17 protein-coding genes and 1 tRNA gene are annotated in these 14841 nt (G+C 71.3%); 6 read left to right on the forward strand and 12 right to left on the reverse strand.

What is annotated here, in order from left to right; all coding sequences use genetic code 11:
• Positions 1–110: 110 nt before the first annotated feature.
• The gene (locus tag HPY23_RS17895; protein WP_060845679.1) at positions 111–344 is read right to left on the reverse strand and encodes a hypothetical protein; all 234 of its coding nucleotides are present in this window, start codon (positions 342–344) and stop codon (positions 111–113) included.
• A gap of 123 nt (positions 345–467) precedes the next feature.
• Between HPY23_RS17895 and HPY23_RS17900 the strand changes: the two genes are divergently transcribed.
• A complete protein-coding gene (locus HPY23_RS17900) occupies positions 468–770 on the forward strand; it encodes a hypothetical protein (protein ID WP_060849184.1) in 303 nt (100 codons plus the stop codon).
• 109 nt (positions 771–879) lie between these two features.
• Here HPY23_RS17900 and HPY23_RS17905 read toward each other — a convergent pair whose 3' ends face one another.
• From HPY23_RS17905 to HPY23_RS17940, 8 genes are all read right to left on the reverse strand, one after another.
• Complete coding sequence (locus HPY23_RS17905) at positions 880–1533, reverse strand: L,D-transpeptidase (RefSeq protein WP_200601871.1); 654 nt, start codon at positions 1531–1533, stop codon at positions 880–882.
• Positions 1534–1692: 159 nt separating this feature from the next.
• Positions 1693–2499, reverse strand: a complete 807-nt coding sequence (locus HPY23_RS17910) for a transglutaminase-like domain-containing protein (RefSeq protein WP_091885159.1) — start codon at positions 2497–2499, stop codon at positions 1693–1695.
• A 137-nt stretch (positions 2500–2636) separates the two neighbouring features.
• Positions 2637–3587 carry a transglutaminase family protein gene (locus HPY23_RS17915; protein WP_091885173.1) on the reverse strand — a complete coding sequence of 317 codons (951 nt, stop codon included), beginning with the start codon at positions 3585–3587 and terminating at the stop codon, positions 2637–2639.
• Positions 3588–3729: 142 nt separating this feature from the next.
• Entirely contained in the window at positions 3730–4014 is a 285-nt protein-coding gene (locus tag HPY23_RS17920) for a hypothetical protein (RefSeq protein ID WP_236012807.1), read from the reverse strand.
• 182 nt (positions 4015–4196) lie between these two features.
• Entirely contained in the window at positions 4197–4814 is a 618-nt protein-coding gene (locus HPY23_RS17925; protein ID WP_060845683.1) for a hypothetical protein, read from the reverse strand.
• 166 nt (positions 4815–4980) lie between these two features.
• Positions 4981–6033: a transglycosylase SLT domain-containing protein gene (locus tag HPY23_RS17930; protein ID WP_236012806.1), complete on the reverse strand. Its 1053-nt coding sequence runs from the start codon at positions 6031–6033 to the stop codon at positions 4981–4983.
• Between the two features lie 262 nt (positions 6034–6295).
• Positions 6296–6520 (reverse strand): hypothetical protein, encoded by a 225-nt coding sequence (locus tag HPY23_RS17935; protein ID WP_060845685.1) that lies wholly within the window; start codon positions 6518–6520, stop codon positions 6296–6298.
• Between the two features lie 92 nt (positions 6521–6612).
• A complete protein-coding gene (locus HPY23_RS17940; protein ID WP_091885177.1) occupies positions 6613–7239 on the reverse strand; it encodes a hypothetical protein in 627 nt (208 codons plus the stop codon).
• 271 nt (positions 7240–7510) lie between these two features.
• Here HPY23_RS17940 and HPY23_RS17945 point away from each other — a divergent pair, with 271 nt between their 5' ends.
• The 3 genes from HPY23_RS17945 (at position 7511) to HPY23_RS17955 (ending at position 8995) form a co-directional block, all read left to right on the forward strand.
• Positions 7511–7810, forward strand: a complete 300-nt coding sequence (locus tag HPY23_RS17945) for a hypothetical protein (RefSeq protein ID WP_060845687.1) — start codon at positions 7511–7513, stop codon at positions 7808–7810.
• A gap of 495 nt (positions 7811–8305) precedes the next feature.
• Positions 8306–8590, forward strand: a complete 285-nt coding sequence (locus HPY23_RS17950; RefSeq protein WP_060845688.1) for a hypothetical protein — start codon at positions 8306–8308, stop codon at positions 8588–8590.
• Between the two features lie 216 nt (positions 8591–8806).
• Positions 8807–8995 carry a hypothetical protein gene (locus HPY23_RS17955; RefSeq protein ID WP_060845689.1) on the forward strand — a complete coding sequence of 63 codons (189 nt, stop codon included), beginning with the start codon at positions 8807–8809 and terminating at the stop codon, positions 8993–8995.
• 13 nt (positions 8996–9008) lie between these two features.
• Here HPY23_RS17955 and HPY23_RS17960 read toward each other — a convergent pair whose 3' ends face one another.
• The gene (locus HPY23_RS17960; protein ID WP_210344556.1) at positions 9009–9221 is read right to left on the reverse strand and encodes a hypothetical protein; all 213 of its coding nucleotides are present in this window, start codon (positions 9219–9221) and stop codon (positions 9009–9011) included.
• A gap of 174 nt (positions 9222–9395) precedes the next feature.
• Positions 9396–9472 (reverse strand) — tRNA-His (locus tag HPY23_RS17965).
• 172 nt (positions 9473–9644) lie between these two features.
• Here HPY23_RS17965 and HPY23_RS17970 point away from each other — a divergent pair.
• Positions 9645–11465: a chloride channel protein gene (locus HPY23_RS17970; RefSeq protein ID WP_091885183.1), complete on the forward strand. Its 1821-nt coding sequence runs from the start codon at positions 9645–9647 to the stop codon at positions 11463–11465.
• Between the two features lie 63 nt (positions 11466–11528).
• Complete coding sequence (locus HPY23_RS17975; RefSeq protein ID WP_091744849.1) at positions 11529–12608, forward strand: tartrate dehydrogenase; 1080 nt, start codon at positions 11529–11531, stop codon at positions 12606–12608.
• 38 nt (positions 12609–12646) lie between these two features.
• Here HPY23_RS17975 and HPY23_RS17980 read toward each other — a convergent pair whose 3' ends face one another.
• The gene (locus HPY23_RS17980; RefSeq protein ID WP_139234933.1) at positions 12647–14290 is read right to left on the reverse strand and encodes a hypothetical protein; all 1644 of its coding nucleotides are present in this window, start codon (positions 14288–14290) and stop codon (positions 12647–12649) included.
• Positions 14291–14841 lie beyond the last annotated feature (551 nt).

Here is a 14841-nt window from a genome sequence, read left to right on the forward strand (position 1 = left end):
CGGCTCCGGACCCTGGATGGACGGGGCGGGCGCCTGACCGGCGCCCGCCCTTTTTCATGGCCGGCGGGCTCCCGCCCGCGTCCGGAGGCCGGCTCGCGGCCTCGCGCGGGTCACGCCAGGTCCGCGGGGCGGCTGCGACGGAGCGGGCCGACATCGGGCCCGTCGAGCACGTCGTCGACCGCGAGGGCGTCTTCCTCCAGCTCCCGGTCCGGCGGGTCGACCGCGCGGATCAGCCGGACGATCTGGACCGCCCGGTCGGCGCAGTCGGGCGCGAGGCGGGCGATCTCCTCGGCGAGTTCGACCACCGCGTCGAGGGTCCGCTGCCACTGGGTCGAGGTCGTCACGGGCGATCTCCGCGAAAGACGGGTCGGCGAGGGGGCCACGGCCGGGATTTGCCGGGCCGGGGCGGTTCGGCTACCGATGCGGCGTCCCGCAGGGTCGTCACCCTGCCAGAGAGGAACGCGATGATGCGAGGGTTCGTTCGCGCCGGCCTGGCTTCGGCCGCGGTTCTGGTCGCTGCCATGACCGGCTCGGCCTCGGCGCAATACTACCGCGAAGACGTGGCGCCGGGCTACGGCTACGAGCGCGTGCCGCCGCGCCGCGCCGTCGGCTACAATTGCGATGCGGTGCAGCGCGGCTTCACCGGCCCGCAGCCCTATTCCTGCCCGCTGCCCGGCCCGCGGCCGCTCGGCGCCCGCTGCTTCTGCGACGTACCGATCGCGAGCTTCAGCGCGCCGCAGCCGCCCGCCCCGGGCCGCGTCGTCCCCTGATCGAGGCGGGCCGCCTCCGGGCGGCCCCTGCTCCGGACAACGAAAAAGGGCCGCCCGAGGGCGGCCCTTTCCGATTTCGGTCCGGGCGGACTGAACGTCCGGTATCGCCTCAGTTCAGCACCACCACCTTGGCGCCGACCTTGACCCGCGAATACAGGTCGGTGACGTCGTCGTTGGTCATGCGGATGCAGCCCGAGGACACCGCCTGGCCGATCGTGTCCGGCTCGTTCGAGACGTGGATCCGGTAGAGGGTGCCGCCGATATACATCGCGCGGGCGCCGAGCGGGTTGTCGATGCCGCCGGCCATGTAGCGCGGCAGGTCGGGGCGGCGGGCCAGCATCTCCTTCGGCGGGGTCCAGGACGGCCACTCGCGCTTGGCGGTGATCGTCTTGGTGCCCGACCAGGTGAAGCCCGGGCGGCCGACGCCGACGCCGTAGCGCAGGGCCATGCCGTCGCCCAGCACGAGGTAGAGGCGGCGCTCGGCGGTCGAGACCACCAGGGTGCCGGGGGCGTAGCCGCCGTTGAACGGCACCAGCTCCCGCGGGATCGGGGCGACCTGGGCCTGCTCGGTGCTGCCGGCGGCCTGACCCTGGCCGTAATAGCCCTGGGTGGCACGGTAGCTCGGCGAGTCGTAGGGCTGGCCGGCGTAGTAGTCCTCGCCGGGGTTGGCGTCGAAGGGATCGTAGGGCGCCGCCTTGGCCGGCGCAGAGGCAAGCACGCACACGCTCAGAACGCCCGCCAGGGCGGTAGCGAAGATCTTCATGGCCGGAGCCTTACCTCAGCAATTACCTTTGCTGTACAATGCTGTGTCGGCGCAGTGGTTCCCGGCTCCCGTGACGCTTGTTTCGACGGCGGAGTACTGAGGCCTGTCAGAGCCTTCACGGGAGGTTGACGGGATCGGCGGCTTTCGAGCGATGCCGCCTCACGCGACCTCGTCGGTATGGACCTGGAAGCCGGCGAGGACCGAGGGGCCGAAGATCGTCGAGATCGCCACGTCGGTGGCGTCGCGCCCGCGGCCCATCAGGATGCGGCCGACGCGGGGCCGGTTGTGGCGGGCGTCGAACGTGTACCAGCGGCCGCCAAGATAGACCTCGAACCAGGCCGAGAAATCCATCGGGTCGGGGGCGGCCGGCACGCCGATATCGCCGAGGTAGCCGGTGCAGTAGCGCGCCGGGATGTTCATGCAGCGGCAGAAGGTGACGGCGAGGTGCGCGAAGTCGCGGCAGACGCCCTCGCGCTGGTTGAACCCGTCGAACGCGCTGCGGGTGGCGTCGGCGCGCTGGTAGTCGAACCGGATGTGGTTGTGGACGTAGTCGACGATCGCCTGGACCCGGGCCCAGCCGAGCGGCGTGTTCCCGAAGAGCTGCCAGGCGATGTTCGAGAGCTTGTCGGTGTCGCAGTAGCGGCTGCCCAGGAGGTAGACCATCACGTCGTCGGGCAGATCCTGCACCGGGTGCTGCACGGCATCGGGCGCGTAGTCGTCGGCCAGCCCGCTGTCCTGGACCAGGAAGTCGGCCGAGACCGTGAGACGGCCCGGCGGGGCGAGGATGCGGGTGCAGGTATTGCCGTAGCGGTCGGGATAGTCGCGCGCCGGGATCGGTGGATCGAACCGCAGGGCCGGGGAGGTGAGGCAATCGCCGAGCCGGGAGGGGTGGATGCCGAGCATCAGCAGCATCGGCGTCGGGGCCGGGGAGTCGAAGGTGATCGCGTACCCGGTCCTGATCTTCATGGCGGTGCTGGCTCCTCGATGCGTTCGACGCGCGATCGCTCTCGCGACAACACAGGGTAAGGCCGTCTCGCGTCCGCGAGTTGCATGAAGAAGCGGCAGGCCCTGGGCGAAGATGCGCCGTCCGGGCCAATCCGCCGTCAATCGGCGGCGACGAGGCGGACGGGGGCGGCGGAGGCAACCGGGGCCGGGCAGGAAGCGGGGAGCGCCGCCTCGTCGCGCTCGGTCACCCGGACCGTCACCGCCATGTCGAGGAAGTCCTCGGGCCGGCCGATCCAGCTGCCGTGCAGCGGCACGGCCTGGCCGGGATGGCGAGCCACCGCCACGCGGATCAGGTCGCGGTTGCCGACGATGCCGTTGGTCGGGTCGAACTCGACCCAGCCCGCCCCCGGCAGGTAGACCTGGACCCAGGCATGGGTGGAGCCGCCGCCGACGTGGAGCGCGGCCCCGTCCCGCTCCGGCACGTAGATGTAGCCCGAGACGAACCGGGCGGCCATGCCGAGCGACCGGACCGCCTCGATCATCAGCAGGGCGAAATCGCGGCAGCTGCCGCGGCGCAGGCGCAGGGTCTCGGCGGGATCCTGCACCCCCTTCTCGGTCCGAGCCTCGTAGGCGAAGTCGCGGCGGATCCCGGCCGTCATCGCGGCCAGCAGGGCGCGGGTCTCGGCGGTGCCGTCGGGCTCCAGGAAGCCGCGAGCCCAGGCCAGGACGGCATCGTCCGGATCCGGCCGCTGCCGCTCGATGCAGCGGGCGAGATCGGGCATCTCGTCGGGCTCGTACGCGAACGGGAAGCGCGCCGCGTGCGGCGCGAGGGCGAAGGAGAGGGGCGGCTCGGGCGTGTGCTCGAGGGTGATGCGGGCGACGAAGCGAAGCTCCTGCGCCCGGCCGCGGAAGCGGGCCACCGCGACGCAGTTGCCGAAGACGTCGTGGATCCAGCGCAGGCTCTCGGGTTCCGGCGTGACCGTGAGCGAGGCCGCGAGCAGGCGCTGGTCGTAGCTGTCGCGGGGCCGGAACAGGATCCGGTGCTCGCCCAAGCCGACGGGCTGACGGTAGCGGTAGGTGGTGACGTGGTCGACGGAAAGAATCGGCAAGATCGTTCGGGCTTCGCAAGATGATTCGCGCGTCGGCGCATGGGCATCGACGCCGCTGGGCTCGGCCGGGAGGAGACGGGCCGCGGCCGATCCGCCCCCGACGGAGGGGGGCGGCCGAGGGCCCGGACGAGGCCGGGAAGGCTCAGAGGCGCCGGGCGCGGGCCTCGAAGGCGGCCGCCATGGTGTCGCCGTGGCGGCCGAGGGTCTCGAGTCGCTCCGCCCGGCGATTCTGCTCGGCACCGTCGTCGCCCGGGCTCAGGTCGGCGAAGACCCGCGCCTGCTCGGCCTGGCGGCGGTGGTGTTCGGCCTGCTCGCGGAAGAAGGCCGCCTGCTGCCCGGCGGTCTGCGCGTACTCGACGGCATACTCGTCGCGGCCCTGCCGGGCCTGGCCGTCGCGCTCGCTGGTCATCATGTGCAGGGTCGTCATCCAAGGATCCCCCGATCCGATTCGCCGGTCGCTCCGGCCTCCTTCCGGGCGCGCGGCGTCGATCGGCGCGGCCCTCGATCCAAAATCTAGGACAGGAGGGCCGCGCCGATCAAATCAACCCAGCCCCCCGCCGGGGGGATGCCCGGGGGCAGGCGGTCTGCCGTCCGGGTTCCGAAGCGTCCTCAGGCGACCGGGGGACGGGGGTTGTGTGCCGCGTGCTCGGCGAAGGCCAGGAGGTCGGGCTCGCGGTCGAGGGGCACCGCCTGCGGCGGCAGGTGCGCGTCCGGGAGCCGGGCCGCGGCGTGGGGCGGCTGCGCCACGACGAGGTGGATGGTGGGCCAGAGCGTCGCGACCGCCCGGGCGAGCCCGGCTCCGTCGAGAGTGCCGGCCCGCTCGGTCGGCAGGCCGATCAGGACCAGGGCGACCTCGCCGCCGTGCAGGCGCAGGACGTCGAGGCCGTCCTGCGGGTCGCGGCAGCGCACCGTGTCGAGCCCGGCCCGGGCGAGGAGCGCACCGGCCTCCCCCGCGCCCGGCACGTCGCCGACGAGCAGGGCGAGCCGGCAGGCCGTGCCCGCCGCGGGCGCGGTCGCGTCGTGCCCGGGTCGCGTCGCCCGGGTCGCCCCGGAGCCCGGCGCCTCGCTCGCTTCGATCTGGCGCAGCAGGGCACCGAGCCGCTCCGGAACCTCCTCGGCGATCAGTCCGTCATAGGCCGCCGCGAGGCTCGCGCCGAGGGCGTCGAGAGAGAGGATCGGGGTGAGTTGCGTACCGCCCGTCCGGCGTCCGGCGCCTGCCGCGCCCATCGTCACCTCCTGGTCCGCGTGGATCGTCGGAGGGATAAACCGCCATCCGGGGAGGTGGTTTCCGAAGCTGGAGGCTGAGCCGCAAGTCTTTTTCAGGGAACGGCTTTTTTAGGGAGCGGCATCTGTCCCGCGCGGGGCGCGGGCGCGCCCGCTCAGGGCGTCTGCGTCAGGGCGTCTCGGCGGCGTAGGCCATCACGCCCATCAGGGCGCCGACGTCGCGGTAGCGGGCGCCGCGGGTGCTCATCATCGCCTCGAACTTGTCGTGGACCTGCGCCACCGTCAGGCTGCGGGCCTTCCGGCGCCCGACACGCTCGTAGAAGATCGGCCGGTTGGCTTTGGCGGGCTTCGGCAGCAGGGCGGCTGCCTCGGCCTTCGGCTCCTCGACCACCTTGGCCATGAAGCGCTCGGCGTCGTCCGGCCCGAGGAAGTGGGCGAGGTAGGTCTCGCCGAGGGTGAGGTCGCGGCCGATCCGGGCGGCGATTCGGGCCGAATCGCGCTTGAGCATCTCGCCGGCCATCACCGCCGAGAGCGAGGGGTCGCGGCGCAGGTCGAGGATGCGGGCGCGCTCGGCGGCGTCCGCGACGCCGTTGTCGTCGCCGATCAGCGCGGCCTCGCGGGCGTAGCCGTGCCGGGGGCCGAACTCGCGCATGACCTGGAGCCAGGTCCGCTCGATGAACTGGTAGAGGCCCGTGGCAGAGGAGGTGCGGGCCTGGACCTCGGTCAGGAAGCTCGATTCCTTGTCGGCGACCGCCATCAGCAGCACCGGGTCGGTGCGCACCGTCGCGGCGGCCCGCACGATGGTCTGGACGAGGTGGCGGCGGATCCGCATCGGCCCGAAGGTCAGCACCTCGTTGGGGTCGCCCCCGGTGCTGGCGGCGAGCAGGTCGTCGTAGGAGACGCGGTCGACGCCGGACGAGCCGAGGGCGGTGTCGAGGTCGTGGATCGGCTCGCGCAGGGGGGCGATCGCCGGTGCGGAGGGCTGGGCCGCCCGGGCCTGCGCCGTCTGGATCTGGATCCTGGGGGTCGGCATCACCAGGAGGTCGGCCATCATGGTCACGGCCGGGCGGGCGGTCACCAGCTCGGCGCCGTACTGGTGCAGCAGCGCCGAGAGGCCGGCGGCCAGGCACCCGGCCGCCAGGATGGTCCGGGCCATCACCGGCACGCCGCCATGGGCGGCGCGGTTGCCGAACGAGAGGACGTCCCCGTGGGCTCCCGCCATCCGCAAGGAGCCTCGCTGTGCCGGTCCGTCCACTCGACGTTGCATCTGATGTATCGCCCCGGTTTCCGTGCCTGTACGGCGCAAGAAGCCGGCGAGATGTGGCGATATGACGGCGACGCTCGCGCAGGTCAGCACGATCCCGGGCAAGCTTCGCCGTATCGCGGTCCGAGCATTCGCCCCGTCTTACGGCCAAGCTCGACCTGCGGGGCGGCCCCGGCGATTGTCGCCGGGGATGCTGCGGCGCAGCGAGGGGCCGGTCGTGTCAGCGGGCGGCGGGCTGGACGGCCTCGTCGCGCGTGCGCTGGCGCTTGTTGGCCTGGTGCCGGCCGAGCGCGCAGCCGGCGGCGGCGCCCGCGAAGGTGTGGCCGACGGCGTGGCCGGCGATGCCGCCCACGACCGCGCCCTTGATGCAGCCCTTGGCCTCGGCGGCCCCGGCGAAGCCGACCAGGCCCATGGCGAGCACGGCGGCGGACATCGTCTTGCGCATGGTGATCTCCCGTACGTCACGTCCAATGACGGCACAGAACAGCCGAAGTCCGGCCTTGGTTCCGTGGCGGTACGCGACGGCGGGCCCCGGCGTCAGGTGCGGGCGATCAGGTAGATCTGTAGCGCGATCTGGATCGTGAGCAGAACCACGATCAGCATGAGGAGGACGGCCAGCACGGCCTGGCCGCGGCTCTCGAACAAGGTGGACGTCGGAGCCGAAGTGCCCTGCAGCACCGGCGCCGGCCCCCGCGCTGGGATGGAGGCGGGGATGGCGGGCGGCGCCGGGACCGGGCGGGCCGGCTCGACGCGAAACGCCTCGTCGGAGGTCACGAGCCGCGGTGGGATTTCCCGGGGACGCGCCTCGCCCGGTTGGGTCTCGAAGAACGGCCGGTAGGCCCCCACGGGTACCAGGATGCGTACCGGCAGGGTGCGGCCTTCCTCGGCATAGACCTCGTCGAGGACGCGGCGCAGGCGTCCGGCCTCCACGCGCACGCTCGGGTCGTTGCTGGGATCGAAGCTGTCGGCCCGGCCGAGGGCCTGGGTGGCGATCGTGTAGGCCTTGATGGCCTCGCCCCTGCCGGCCAGCTCCTCCTCCACGATGTAGCCCAGGAAGGCGGCGAGCTTGGGGGAGCGCCGGAACACCGGCATGCGCAGGCAGCCGTCGAGGCTGCGCCGCACGGCGTCGGCCGAGACGGTTTCCGCGCTGGTCTGCTCGCTCATCTCACCTCGTCCGGGCCTCGCATGGAGACCAGTCTCCCACTACAATCATTCATTCAAAAGGTGGCTCCCTACGTTATGCGCATGCGGTGACATGGTGCGGCGCCGCGACGTCTTTCGGACTGATACAGATCATTGACTGGCGCTGACGGACGGATTGTCGCAATCCGGCATGGTGCGGTGCAAGAGCGCTCGTGTGGAGATCTTGGATCATTAACCGATCGCTAACCATACCGGTCGAGGATCGGCCGAACCCGACCGCACGAGGTGATCCATGCCGCAAGCTCAGACCCGCCCGCTGCCCACGGCGTTCGCGCGCTACCCGATTCCCCTCGAGCTGCTGGCGGTCCTGCACCGCGCCAGCGAGGACGACGTGGACGCCCTGGTCGCGCGGATGCCCGAGACCGGACGCGCCCGGCTGGCGGCCTACTGCACCGACAAGGATCACCTGCACCGGCTCGGCCTGCGCATCGCCGGCACCTGCGACGAGGCCGCCCTGGCGCGGGTCGTCGGGGCGGATGCGGGAGCAAGCCTCTACGCCCAGTCGCGCCCGGCCGGGATGCTGCCGAGCTGATGCTGTCCGGCCGGACGCCGCTCCCGGCCTGCTTCTCACGATTCCAGATCTCGTTCTCGCCGACTACCGGGGCTGCGCCATGCGCGGCCCCTTCGCTTCGTCCGAGGCGCGGGCGAGCCTGGGAGCACGCCTCGCGGCCCCCCGGACCGTCCGGGCATGCGCTCCGAATTTTACCTTGCCACAAAGAAAAAAGGCCACCCTTGCGGGTGGCCCGAAGTCTAGGGAGGAAACGCCCAAAGAGGGCAGCAAGGCCGCGACGCCATCGCGACCGTGCGATGCACAAAATAGCGTGCGGCGCACAAAACGCAAGCGACTTTTTCGGATTGGGTTCGATCGAACCACCGCTTCCGGCCTCGGACCGCGAGCTGGCTTTCGGGTCGCGCCTTCGCGAAAGCGCGACCATAGGGGCAGCCAGTATGCCGCAGCCCAATGGCCAAGGAACCGCGACTCCCCGGTGTCGGTTGAGGCGGCACGACAACCAGTGGAGGAAACACCATGACGCGTCTCGCCGCCATCGGCGCCGGCCTGTTCCTGCTCGCCGGTACGCTCGGAGCCGCCGCCGGGCCCTGCGCCCCGGGCCAGACCGCGCAGAAGATGGACAAGACCTCGAACGTCGACCCCTCGGCCACCGCCTCGGTCTCGCCCGGCGCGAAGGCGGAATCGCCCGGCACCGTCGGGGCGATGCAGAATGTCGGCTCGCAGACGGCCACCTCGCCGTCGGACGTGTCCCGCCAGTCGAAGGGCGAGAAGACCGCCGCGCAGCAGGCCAACGACTGCTGAGCCGAAGCACCCGAACGACATCCTGACGACGGCGCGGGTGATGCACCCGTGCCGTCGTCGTGCATCGCGGCCGCGCGAACGTCGGCCGACGCGACTTTGGGCGATGTCACCTTGGAGCGACGCGATCTCCGGGCGGCTTGGCGCGTTGGATGGCCGCCGGTGCCGTCGCGGCGCCCGGGATACGACGGGCCGAGAGACGAGGACGGAGGAGAGACCATGGCCGACAGGACACCCGAGATGGCCCGCGCCCAGATCGCCTACGCGCTCCAGGCCAAGCGCGATTCCCTCGCCGCCGCCGCCCTGGCCCTCAGGGAAGCGCCCGAGGACCCTGAGGTACAGCGCATGGTCGACCGGCTGACGGAGGATGTCGGCCGCCTGGAGATCCAGCTGCGCGGCGCCTTGTAGGCAGGCGCCGCGATCAGGCGGCGGGCACACCCTTCAGGTAGCCCTTTGCCCGCAGGTACTCCCGCAGGATGAAGCAGATCGCGTCGCCGCGGGAGAGCTGCTCCACCGCGGCGAACTCGGTCAACGCCACCGCGATCTCGTCCGGGATGTGGAACGCCTCCTCGTCGCCGGCGGCCTCGGGCGCGCCGGCCTGGGCGGCGCTCGGCGTGGCGGGGATATCGGTCATCAGGCGCCTCCGGATCTCGTCGGGTATCGCACCGCAACGCCGATCGTTCCCGCCGTGAGGCCGACAGGGATCGACTGGCCGGTAAACCACGCGCGAGTTGTTCGGAAGGTCTATCCGACCTGGTCGCTCGCCGGGGGCGCTCTCGCCAGCCCGGGCTCCGGTCCATCGATGTCGTGGTACCGCCACCCCGGCTCGAACGGGGGACCTCTAGATCCACAATCTAGCGCTCTAACCAACTGAGCTATGGCGGCTCGCGACGAGGGGGTGTGTAGTCGGGCCCGAGCGCCGTGGCAAGCGCCGATCTGCGGTTCGGGGACCGGAAAGCGCGGGAAAGTGCGCCGGCTGTGGATGCGAAGCCGGTCGACCGACCGCCTCCGGCACCGTACACCGCGGGGCATTCCCCATTCCCGCCCCGACGGTTCGATGACGCCGAAGCCCGAGACGGTCCGCCGCGCCTTGACGGAGAGCGCCCTCGTGCTGGCCCCCGGATCGCTGCGCGCCTGGGTGCGCAGCGGCGAGATCGGCCTGATCCTGCTCGCCGCCCTGGTCGGCTGCCTGTCGGGGGGGCTCGTCAGCCTCATGGGCTGGGCGGCCCAGGCCGCGCACGAGCGGCTCTACGGCCTCGGCCTCGACGAGCGGCTGAGTGCGACGCCGCACGTGCCGCCCCTCGTCGCCGTCGGGGTGCCGGCGCTGGGCGGCGTGGTGCTGGGCCTGGTGATCTGGCTCGGCGGACGCTGGCGGCGGGCACCCGGCCGGCCGGTGATCGATCCGATCGAGGCCAACGCCCTCCATGGCGGGCGCCTGTCCCTGCGGGATTCGGTGCTGTTGGCGGTGCAGAACCTGATCTCGAACGGCTGCGGCGCCTCGGTCGGGCTCGAGGCGGGGTACACCCAGATCTCCGCCGGCGTCGCCTCGCGCCTGGGCCTGAGCTTCGAGCTGCGCCGCGCCGACATGCGCATCCTCGTCGGCTGCGCGGCCGCCGCCGCCATCGCGGCGGCGTTCGGGGCGCCGCTCACCGGCGCGTTCTACGCCTTCGAGCTGATCATCGGCACCTACGCCATCGCCTCGCTCACGCCGGTGGTCACCGCGGCGCTCGCCGGGGCCTTCGTGTCGCGGGCGATCCTCGGCCACCAGACGGTGATCATGCTGGGGCCGACCCCGCCGGTCGGCCCGGCCGACTACCTGCCGACGCTCGGCCTCGGGCTGATCTGCGCCGGGCTCGGCATCCTGATCATGCAGGGCGTCACCCTGGTGGAGGAGGGGGTGCGCCGCACCCGGCTGCCGCCGCTGGCGCGCCCCGCCCTCGGGGGTCTGGCGGTCGGGCTGCTGGCGCTGGTGGCGACGCCCCAGGTGCTGTCGGCCGGACACGGGGCGCTCCACCTCAACCTGACGGAGGACGGCGCCGCGATCGGGGCGGCCGGGCTGATCTTCCTGTTTCTCGCCAAGGCGCTCGCCTCGGCGATCTCGATCGGCAGCGGGTTCCGCGGCGGGCTGTTCTTCGCCTCGCTGTTCCTCGGGGCGCTCGCCGGCAAGATCTTCGTGATGCTGGCCCCGCCCCTCGTCGCCATGGTGCTGCCGCCCGTGACCTACGCGGTGGTGGGGATGAGCGCGCTCGCCGTCGCGGTGATCGGCGGGCCGATGACGATGACCTTCCTGGCGCTGGAGGTCACCGGCGACTTCCCCATCGCCGGCCTGGTGCTGGTGGCGGTGATCGCGTCCTCGCTCACCGTGCGCAAGACCTTCGGCTACTCCTTCGCGACCTGGCGCTTCCACCTGCGCGGCGAATCGATCCGCAGCGCCCACGACGTCGGCTGGATCCGCACCCTCACGGTCGGCCAGCTGATGCGGCGCGAGATCCGCACCGTGCGCGCCGACACCACGCTCGCCGCGTTCCGACGCGCCTTTCCCCTCGGCTCGGGCACCCAGGTCGTCGCCGTCGACGAGGCCGGGCACTATGCCGGCATCGTGCTGGTGGCCGAGGCCCACGCCGCCCCGATCGACGACAAGGCCGCCGAGACGAAGGTCGTCGACCTGCTGCGCTACCGCGACGAGGTGCTCCTGCCGCAGATGAACGCCAAGGAAGCGGTCGCCCTGTTCGACAAGGCGGAGAGCGAGGCGCTGGCCGTGGTCGAGAGCCGCGAGGCCGCCCGGGTGATCGGCATCCTGACCGAGAAGCACACCCTCAAGCGCTACAGCGACGAGCTCGACCGCCAGCGCAGGGCGAGCGTCGGGGATGTGGCGTGAACGGCGATTGACCGATCCCGCCCGATGCGCGACGGCAGGACCCATAACAACGAGGAGACACCCATGCCGTCAGCCAAGCGCCATTACCGCATCGCCGTCATCCCGGGGGACGGGATCGGCAAGGAGACGGTACCGGAGGGCGTGCGCGTGCTGGAGCAGGCGGCCAAGCGCCACGGCTTCACCCTGCAGCAGGACTGGTTCGACTTCTCGTCCTACGACTACTACGCCAAGCACGGCCGGATGATGCCGGAGGACTGGAAGGCGCAGATCGGCGGGCACGACGCGATCTTCTTCGGCGCCGTCGGCTGGCCCGAGAAGATCCCCGACCACGTCTCGCTATGGAACTCGCTGATCCTGTTCCGGCGCGAGTTCGACCAGTACATCAACCTTCGGCCCGTCCGGCTGATGCCCGGCGTGCCGAGCCCGCTCGCCGGCCGCAAGCCCGGCGACATCGACTTCTGGGTCGTGCGCGAGAACACCGAGGGCGAGTACTCGTCCGTCGGCGGCCGGATGTTCCAGGGCACCGACCGCGAATTCGCCGTGCAGGAATCGGTCTTCACCCGCCGCGGCACCGACCGGGTGCTGAAATTCGCGTTCGAGCTGGCGAGCGCCCGGCCGAAGAAGCACCTGACCTCGGCCACCAAGTCGAACGGCATCTCGATCACCATGCCGTACTGGGACGAGCGGGTGCAGGAGATGGCGCGCCACTACCCCGACGTCGCCTGGGACAAGTACCACATCGACATCCTGACGGCCCACTTCGTGCTGCATCCGGACTGGTTCGACGTGGTGGTGGCCTCGAACCTCTTCGGCGACATCCTGTCGGATCTAGGCCCCGCCTGCACCGGTACGATCGGCATCGCGCCGTCCGGCAACATCAACCCGGAGCGGGATTTCCCGTCGCTGTTCGAGCCGGTCCACGGCTCGGCGCCGGACATCGCCGGCCAGGGCATCGCCAACCCGATCGGCCAGATCTGGTCCGGCGCGATGATGCTCGAGCATCTCGGGGAGAAGGAGGCCGCGGCCGAGATCGTCGCCGGAATCGAGCGCGTGCTCGCCGAGCGGACGCTGCGCACCCGCGACCTCGGCGGCAACGCCGACACCACCGCCTGCGGCACGGCCGTCGCCGAGGCGATCGGCTGACGGAAGAGGGCGCCCGGCTCGCCGCCGGGCGCCTCTCGTCACTGGCGGATGATGCTGCGGATCGAGCGTTGCGGCTCCGGCCCGCCCGCCCGCAGCGCCTCGGCTCCGGCCGGGCAGCCCGGCGTCACCTGTCCGGCGATGCAGCTGGCGAACAGGAAGCCCCAGACGAAGTCGGTCTGGATCGCCAGCGGCGTCGCCGGCTGGCGGCTCGTCGCGTACCAGTTCGGGTCCGGCACTCCGTTCGCGCTGCGCAGGTAGCCGACATCCGAGGCCTCGCTCACGAAGACGCCGAGCGGCAGCGGACCCGTCGAACCGTTGGCGCCGAGGCTGGCCCGGGCGTGGCAGGTGATGCAGGACGACGAGTTGACGAAGCCGCCCTCCGTGACCGAGTTGCCGAGGCGGGTGGCCTGCCCGACCGACGAGGTGAACTCGGTCTGCGTTCCCTTGAGGCGGTAGCTGTTCCAGGCCGGATCGCTGGCGACGGGCCGAAGCGGGTTGCCCGCGGCGGCCGGGCCGGTCCCGATCCCGAGATCCGACAGCACCTTGCCGAGTGCCGGCGAGCGGGTACCGCCCGGATAGGTCTCGCCGAGCTGGAAGACGAAATCGCCCAGCCGGAGGTTGTCGCAGGCCGTCTTCGGCCGCGTGAAGTTGGTTGCCTGATCCGGCCGCAGGCCGGTATCCGACGAGGCGTAGCCGTAGGAATCGTTGCAGCCGGTATAGTCGCAGCGGCCCGGATTGCCGACATGCTCGAACGTCGCCCAGATCCAGTTGGGGATGTCCTTCGAGGAGATGTGGAACGCGACCAGCCAGTGGATGCCTTCCTCGAAAATAGGTGAATTGTTGTCGTTGGCCGCACTCTTCATCATCATCTTGATGTGAGGATTGGCGGGATCGTCGCGCAGGCCGAGTTCCTGGGCGCGCTTCTCGCTGAGCCAGTTGCTCTTGATCATGACGGCATCGACCGGGAAATCGACCTCGACCAGCGCGCCCGGCTTGCCGACCTGGCGATAGGGCATGAAGTCGGTGTCGGAACCGGGGTTGGCGTAGGCGGTCGCCCGCTGGAAGATCGCCTGCAAGCCCTGCTGGTTGTAGAGGTCGTTCCTGAAAACGAAATCGAGCATCGGCTTGTTGCGGAACACGAGCTCGGCCATCGACTGGCGGATCTTGCGGCCGGGATCGGAATCGCGGACCGCCCCGGCCCCCTGGACCGGAGCGGGACGCATCGGATCGTCGCCGAAGCGCGTCGCGTGCGCCTTGGACAGCGGCTGCCCGACCCGCAGGGCCATGGTCCCGGGCGAGCCCGCATGGTCCCCGGGGAAGTAGGGGCATTGCCCCCCCGGCTGCGTGGGATCGTCGTAGCCGGGATTGCTCGCCGAATCCGGCGTGCAGCACGAAGTCCCCGGCGGCTGGCCCGGCTTGCAGAGCGCCAGGGGTGCCGCGGGCCAGGTCTGCTGATCGGACGCCCAGTCGGTCCAGAAGCTCTGCCGGATGCTTTCGGCGAAGAGCTTCCAGGCGACCATGTCCGGGCAGGTCATGGCCGGGTTGGTGGTCGGCCTGGTGATCCGGATCTTGCCGTTCTCGACCGTCATCGCGCAGCCCGCCGCGTCCCGGGGTTTGCTGTCGCGGTAGAGGGCGTCGAGGATGCCGTTGCGCGCACCCTTGCATTGATCCGTCTGCGCCATCGCCTGACCCGCCGTCGCGAGCAGGCATGCCGCCAGTCCCAGGCGACTCAAGATCGAGTTGAACGACATACCACCCCTCCAGCACCCCATTCGAGGACAGATCGAGAGGGCTGCGATTCGCCGCCATTTGCAATTTATTATTTCGATTTATTTTGAATAAGACTTTTCCATTGGTGGATTTGCTGAAACCTACGCGGCGACTCCGGCCAGGAGACCGGAGTGTCCGGCATCGCCCGGGACGCGGTGCGCCAGCAGCGCGCGCGGCGTCGCCGCCCCGGCGCCTCGCGTCCCGGAACCATTTCCCACACCTCTCCGTTGCGGCCCGGCACTGCGGCACCCGGCACGGTCGGCCGTGCGGGCGCGGTGTCGGGAGAGGGGTCACATGAGCAAGCTCATTCGCGGCAAGGCACTTCGTGGAACGATGACGGCGGCCGTGCTGGTGCTCGGCGCGGCCACGGCATTTGCGCAGGGCGGGGCAGGCGGTGCCGGCGGCGGAGCCGGGGGTGGCGGCGCGGGTGCGGCCGGCGGGGCCGCGGGCGGCGGTGGCGGAG

The organism is Methylobacterium ajmalii (assembly GCF_016613415.1).
In the GTDB taxonomy this organism is placed as follows: domain Bacteria; phylum Pseudomonadota; class Alphaproteobacteria; order Rhizobiales; family Beijerinckiaceae; genus Methylobacterium; species Methylobacterium ajmalii.

Coding starts and splice junctions, on each gene's coding strand:
- HPY23_RS17960 (WP_210344556.1), bottom strand. CDS start 9,221: ATGACCGATATCCCCGCCACGCCGAGCGCCGCCCAGGCCGGCGCGCCC.
- HPY23_RS17950 (WP_060845688.1), top strand. CDS start 8,306: ATGACGCGTCTCGCCGCCATCGGCGCCGGCCTGTTCCTGCTCGCCGGT.
- HPY23_RS17935 (WP_060845685.1), bottom strand. CDS start 6,520: ATGCGCAAGACGATGTCCGCCGCCGTGCTCGCCATGGGCCTGGTCGGC.
- HPY23_RS17945 (WP_060845687.1), top strand. CDS start 7,511: ATGCCGCAAGCTCAGACCCGCCCGCTGCCCACGGCGTTCGCGCGCTAC.
- HPY23_RS17940 (WP_091885177.1), bottom strand. CDS start 7,239: ATGAGCGAGCAGACCAGCGCGGAAACCGTCTCGGCCGACGCCGTGCGG.
- HPY23_RS17980 (WP_139234933.1), bottom strand. CDS start 14,290: ATGGCGCAGACGGATCAATGCAAGGGTGCGCGCAACGGCATCCTCGAC.
- HPY23_RS17920 (WP_236012807.1), bottom strand. CDS start 4,014: ATGACGACCCTGCACATGATGACCAGCGAGCGCGACGGCCAGGCCCGG.
- HPY23_RS17925 (WP_060845683.1), bottom strand. CDS start 4,814: ATGGGCGCGGCAGGCGCCGGACGCCGGACGGGCGGTACGCAACTCACC.
- HPY23_RS17975 (WP_091744849.1), top strand. CDS start 11,529: ATGCCGTCAGCCAAGCGCCATTACCGCATCGCCGTCATCCCGGGGGAC.
- HPY23_RS17900 (WP_060849184.1), top strand. CDS start 468: ATGCGAGGGTTCGTTCGCGCCGGCCTGGCTTCGGCCGCGGTTCTGGTC.
- HPY23_RS17910 (WP_091885159.1), bottom strand. CDS start 2,499: ATGAAGATCAGGACCGGGTACGCGATCACCTTCGACTCCCCGGCCCCG.
- HPY23_RS17905 (WP_200601871.1), bottom strand. CDS start 1,533: ATGAAGATCTTCGCTACCGCCCTGGCGGGCGTTCTGAGCGTGTGCGTG.
- HPY23_RS17970 (WP_091885183.1), top strand. CDS start 9,645: ATGACGCCGAAGCCCGAGACGGTCCGCCGCGCCTTGACGGAGAGCGCC.
- HPY23_RS17930 (WP_236012806.1), bottom strand. CDS start 6,033: ATGGCGGGAGCCCACGGGGACGTCCTCTCGTTCGGCAACCGCGCCGCC.
- HPY23_RS17955 (WP_060845689.1), top strand. CDS start 8,807: ATGGCCGACAGGACACCCGAGATGGCCCGCGCCCAGATCGCCTACGCG.